The following is a 5283-nucleotide window of genomic DNA, read 5'->3' as shown; positions in this document are numbered from 1 at the left end:
CCTCGTTCGCGGTGCTGGACGCGTTCGTCGAGGCCGGCGGCACGATGATCGACACGGCGGACGCGTACACGTACCGGGCGCCGGGCAACTCCGGCGGCGAGTCCGAGACGATCCTCGGCGACTGGATGGCCGCGCGCGGGAACCGGGACCGCATCGTGCTGGCGACCAAGGTCGGAGCGCTGCCCGGGCGGGCCGGGCTGTCCGGGGAGAACATCGCGGCCGCGGCCCGGGACTCGCTGCGCCGGCTGCGGACCGACCGGATCGACCTCTACTGGGCGCACCGCGACGACCCGGAGACCGCCCAGGAGGAGACCCTCGACGCCTTCGACGCGCTGGTGCGCGCGGGCTCGGTCCGCGCGATCGGGGCGTCGAACTTCTCCGCCGACCGGATCCGCTCGGCGCTGGAGATCTCGTCGCGGGACTCGCTGACCTCGTTCACCGCCGTCCAGCCGCACTACAACCTGATGGAGCGCGACGAGTTCGAGACGGCTCTGGCTCCATTGATCGAGTCCGAGCAGCTGGCCTGCTACCCGTACTTCGCGCTGGCCAAGGGCTTCCTGACCGGCAAGTACCGGCCCGGCGGCCCGGATTCCGGCACCCCTGACTCCGGCACCCCTGACTCCGGCAGCCCGGACCCCGGCGGTGCCGACACGACCGGGCCCCGCGCCGAGGGGGCGCGGGCCTACCTGGACTCCCGCGGTCGGGCGGTGCTGGCCGGGCTGGACGAGATCGCGGCCGGGCACGAGGTCCCGGTCGCCTCGGTCGCGCTGGCGTGGCTGGCCGCGCAACCGGCCGTCACGGCCCCGATCGCCGGCGCTCGCACCGCCGGCCAGCTCGCCGCCATTCTGCCGATGCGGACCCTGGTCCTGACCGACGACGAACGCCGCCTGCTCGCCTACCTCTCCGCCACGTCCTGACGGCGTCCGATCCCGCCGCGTCGGCGGCGGCACTCGTGCGTCATGGCGTGCGGCGCGCGCACCTCGTGGTTCAGGAGTGCGGCGCGCGGCCATCGTGATTCAGCAGTGCGGGTCCGGGACCGGGGGCGGTACCGGGTCGCGGCGCATCGTGTAGGCGTCCGCGCCGCTGGGGCGGTAGTAGCGCCTGCGCAGGCCGACGACGGTGAAGCCGGTCGAGGTGTAGAGGGCCTGCGCCGCCTCGTTGTCCGTGCGGACCTCCAGGAACACCGTCGCGCGGACCTCGTCGGCGACGGCCAGCAGCGCGTTCTGCAGGCGGCGCCCGATCCCGTGGCCCTGCCAGGCCGGGTCGACGCCGATCGTGTGCACCTCGGCCTCGGCCTGCGGCGGCCCGGCGACGAAGGCCAGCCCGGCGTAGCCAACCAGCTCCTGCCCGACCCGGGCGGCGACGTAGGGGTGCCCGATCGCGATCTCGTCGCGGAACGCCTGGGCGCTCCACGGGTCGTCGCCGGGGAACAGGATCCGTTCCAGCTCCGCGCACCGCGGCGCGTCGGCGCGGTAGAGCGGGCCCAGCGCCACCTCCGGCGTCTCCGTCCCGGTGGGGCCGGCCATCAGGCCGTGACCCGCTTGCGTCCCGTCGGCTCGACGGCGTCGGGGCGGCGCAGGTAGAGCGGCTCCAGCGGGGCGGGCTCGGTCCCGGCCAGGAGCGCACCGGACGCGGCGGCGACCAGGCCGTCCGGGGGCGGGGACGCGGGCCCGTCGATCTCGAGGTCGAGCCGTTCGGCGAACGCGGCGTCGCCGGCCGCACGGCCCACGAACAGCTCGGGCAGCCGTTCGCGCAGCTGCTCCGGCGCCTCCACCGACGGGCCGGTCAGCCTGCGCCCGGCCGGGTCGTAGACGGCCCAGTACGTCTCGCGACGACGGGCGTCGGTGACGACGAGCAGGTTCCCGGGCGGCCCGGCGGCGTCGCGGGGGGCGGCGCCGTCCGAGGTGCCGGGTTCGCCGGAGAGCGTGAACCGGCCCGCGGCGGCGAGCGCGACCGCGTCGAGCGAGCACACCCCGTGCACCGGGACGCCGAGCGCGTCGCCGAGCGCGGCCGCGCTGACGATCCCGACCCGCAGCCCGGTGAACGGGCCCGGCCCGCAGCCCACGACCACGGCCTCGACGTCGGCCAGCACCACCGCGGCCTCGGCGACGATCTCCAGCACGGCCGGCATCAGCAGCTCGCCGTGCTTGCGACCGTCGTGCGCCCGCGCCGCGCGCACCGACGGCCACGAACCGTCCGCGGGCAGGTCGACGAGACCCGCGGTGACCACAGGGGTCGCTGTGTCCAGGGCCAGTACCAGCACACGACCAGCCTACGAGCGCGTTCCCCGGGCCCGCCCGGAGGGCTCAGGGCACCTATCCGAGGCGGCGGATCGTCGCCACCCGTACGTCGTCCGGTCGGCGTTGCAGGGTGACCTGCACCGCGCGGGCGGAGAGCCGCTCGGCCACCCCGGTGCCCCACTCGACCGCCACGACGGCCCGTTCGAGGTCGGTGTCGAGGTCGAGGTCGTCCAGCTCGGCCGCGACGTCGGCGTCCTCGGCGAGCCCGAGCCGGTAGGCGTCCACGTGCACCAGCGCCGGCCCCGCCCCCGACGGCGGGTGCTCGCGAGCGATCACGAACGTCGGCGACGTGACCGCCCCCTGCACGCCCAGCCCGCGCGCCAGCCCGCGGACCAGCGCCGTCTTGCCCGCCCCGAGCGGGCCGGCCAGCAGCACCAGGTCCCCGGCGCCGAGCTGTGCGCCGAGCTCCTCGCCGAGGCGTTCGGTGTCGTCGACGGTGGGCAGCTCGCGCTCGCCCTCGACGATCCCGGGGGCCGTCATGCCCGCCGCCGCGGGCGCCGCCCCCGGCCCTTTCCGCGACCGCTGTCCCGGCCCTTCGTCGGGGCGTCGGCACCGGCGGAGGGCTCGGCGTTGTGGCGCGGGCGGCGCAGCCGGAACCGGCCGCTGCGGGAGCGCTCGAGGCTGCGCTCGATCAGGTCGGCGAGCTCGTCGTCGACCCGCTCGGGCTGCTCGAGCATCGGCATGTGCCCGACGCCGGGCAGCCGCACCAGGCGCGCGGTCGGCAACGCGGCCGCGATCGCCTCGCTGTGCCGGTACGGGATGATCCGGTCCGAGTCGCCGGCCAGCACCAGCACCTCGCAGCCGGACAGGCCGGGCAGGGCCGCGACCCGGTCGTGCGTGCCGAGGGTGTCCACGAAGTCGGTGAGCGCGCCCACCGCGTTCGAGTCGATCATGGTGTCGACCAGGTCGACCATCCGCGGGTCGACGTGCCGGTCGCCGTAGGCGAACCGCTTGGTGACCGCCCAGATGACGTCGCCCAGCGCGCGCCGCCCGGTCTCGACCAGGCCCGGCTGCCAGCTGGCCAGCATCCCGAGGCCCCGGGTGATCGGGTTGCGCCGGGACAGGAACGTGCCCGGCAGCCCGGCCGAGGACATCTCCCCGGCCGAGGTGGAGATCAGCGCGACCCCGGTCACCCGCTGGTGGAACAGGTCCGGGTTCTGCTCGGCCAGGGCCATCACGGCCATGCCGCCCATCGAGTGCGACACCAGCACCAGCGGGCCGTCGGGGGCCAGCGCGCGGATCACCGCGTCCAGGTCGTGGCCGAGCTGGTCGATCGTGCAGCTGGGCTCCGGTGCCCGCTCGGAACGCCCGTGGCTGCGCTGGTCGTAGAGCACGAACCGGATCCGGGGCTCGGCCAACCCGGCCAGGAACGCCCGCTGCTCCTGCCAGGTGCGCCGGTCCAGGGCGAACCCGTGCACCAGGACGACGGTCAGGGCGGCCTTCTCACCGTCCGGCGCCTCGACCTCCTCGCAGGCGATCCGGACGCCGTCGTCCGCGGTGACCGAACACTCCTCACCGAGGCCGATCGGCGGCGTGCCGCCGTGCTCGGCCATGTCGGTGGCCAGCTCGCGCCGGGCGGTGGCGATCTGACGCCGGTGCGCGGCCACCCCGAGCCCGACGGCCGCTCCGGCCGCGCTCGCGACGCCTCCGGCCACGCCCGCCGCCTGCCATGCCTTGCGGCTCACCATCGCCCGCTCCCGACGTGTCCGGCCGGTGTCCCGGCCCCGTTGCTGTCGCCGTGCACCGTGCGCCGGATCCGCCCGCGCATCCCGGTGACGACCTCGTAGTGGATGGTGCCCAGCTCGTCGGCCCACTCCCGCGCCGTCGGGCCGCCTCGCTCGCCGGTGCCGAACAGCTCGACGGTGTCGCCCGCCCGCACCGCCACGTCGCCGCAGTCGACGACGACCTGGTCCATGCAGACCCGGCCGACGACCGGTCGGATCGCATCGTCGATCCGGACCCGCATCCGCCCGCCGTCGTTGAGCCGGCGCGGCACCCCGTCGGCGTACCCGGCCGGGATCAGCGCCAGGGTGGCCGGGGCGGGCGAGGTCCACTCGTGGCCGTAGGACACGCCGTGCCCGGCCGGCACCTGCTTGACCAGCGCGACCCGGGCCCGCAGCGTCATCGCCGGGCGCAACGGGCTCTGGGCCGGCTGCGCGATCGGGTCCAGCCCGTAGGCGGCGATGCCCGGCCGGACCAGGTCCAGGTGCAGGTCCGGGCGGGTCATCGTGGCCGCGGAGTTGGCCAGGTGGCGCAGCGGGGCGAACCCGCGCTCGCGCACGTGGCGCCACGCGGCGTCCAGCGCGGCGGCCTGGACGTCCTGCATCGGGTGCGCCGGCTCGTCGGCCTGGGCCAGATGCGACCAGACGGCGACGATCTCGGCCTCGCCCACCGCCGCGGCCGCGGCGGCGTCGTCGACCAGCCCGGGCCACTCGGCGGGCGGGGCGCCGTTGCGGCCGAGCCCGGTGTCGGCCTTGAGGTGCAACCGCACGACCTTCCCGGTGCGCCGGCCCGCGCCCAGCACGGCGGCCAGGTGCTCGCGGGAGGACACCGACAGGTCCACCCCGGCGGCGACGGCGGGGGCGAAGTCCTCGTCCGGCACGTGCAGCCAGCTCAGTACGGGTGCGGTGATCCCCGCGGCGCGCAGTGCCGTGGCCTCCTCCAGGGTGGCCACGCCGAGCCACCCCGCACCCGACTCCAGTGCCGCCCGCCCCACCTCGGCCGCGCCGTGCCCGTACCCGTCCGCCTTGACCACGACCATCGTCGCGGCTCCGGACCGGGCCGCGGTCCCGGACAGCAGCGCGACGTTGTGCCGGACGGCGTCGAGGTCGACGACCGCCTCGGCGCGCGGTGCGGACGGCACCCCGGCGGGACGGGGCGCCACGGACGGTTCCCCGCCGGGCGGGCCGGTGGGCACCGGTTCGGGCGCGGTCACGTGCCGGATCATCGCATCTCCCGGCGCCGGTCCGGGGTGCTGACGGGC

6 protein-coding genes are annotated in these 5283 nt (G+C 76.4%); 1 reads left to right on the top strand and 5 read right to left on the bottom strand.

The window, feature by feature from the left end; translation table 11 throughout:
* A partial coding sequence (locus I4I78_RS30000; RefSeq protein ID WP_218614879.1) for an aldo/keto reductase occupies window positions 1-917 on the top strand: 917 nt, incomplete at its 5' end.
* Window positions 918-1016: 99 nt separating this feature from the next.
* On the opposite strand, the gene rimI is transcribed toward I4I78_RS30000, so the two are convergent.
* Genes rimI through alr form a run of 5 tightly spaced genes read right to left on the bottom strand, consistent with a single transcriptional unit; the run spans window position 1017 to window position 5247 of the window.
* A complete protein-coding gene (gene rimI / locus I4I78_RS29995; RefSeq protein WP_218614878.1) occupies window positions 1017-1526 on the bottom strand; it encodes a ribosomal protein S18-alanine N-acetyltransferase in 510 nt (169 codons plus the stop codon).
* Window positions 1526-2263 (bottom strand): tRNA (adenosine(37)-N6)-threonylcarbamoyltransferase complex dimerization subunit type 1 TsaB, encoded by a 738-nt coding sequence (tsaB, locus tag I4I78_RS29990; RefSeq protein WP_218614877.1) that lies wholly within the window; start codon window positions 2261-2263, stop codon window positions 1526-1528. The genes rimI and tsaB overlap by 1 nt, the downstream gene beginning before the upstream one ends.
* 52 nt (window positions 2264-2315) lie before the next feature.
* Window positions 2316-2780 carry a tRNA (adenosine(37)-N6)-threonylcarbamoyltransferase complex ATPase subunit type 1 TsaE gene (tsaE, locus tag I4I78_RS29985; protein ID WP_218614876.1) on the bottom strand — a complete coding sequence of 155 codons (465 nt, stop codon included), beginning with the start codon at window positions 2778-2780 and terminating at the stop codon, window positions 2316-2318.
* Entirely contained in the window at window positions 2777-3988 is a 1212-nt protein-coding gene (locus I4I78_RS29980; protein WP_218614875.1) for an alpha/beta fold hydrolase, read from the bottom strand. Before I4I78_RS29980 ends, tsaE begins: the two co-directional genes overlap by 4 nt.
* A complete protein-coding gene (alr, locus tag I4I78_RS29975; protein ID WP_218614880.1) occupies window positions 3982-5247 on the bottom strand; it encodes an alanine racemase in 1266 nt (421 codons plus the stop codon). The genes I4I78_RS29980 and alr overlap by 7 nt, the downstream gene beginning before the upstream one ends.
* Between the last annotated feature and the right edge of the window lie 36 nt (window positions 5248-5283).

It is taken from the genome of Pseudonocardia sp. KRD291, assembly GCF_019263595.1.
Lineage (GTDB): Bacteria > Actinomycetota > Actinomycetes > Mycobacteriales > Pseudonocardiaceae > Pseudonocardia.
The sequence above is the reverse complement of the archived record's forward strand: the minus strand, read 5'-3'. Positions and strand labels throughout refer to the sequence as shown.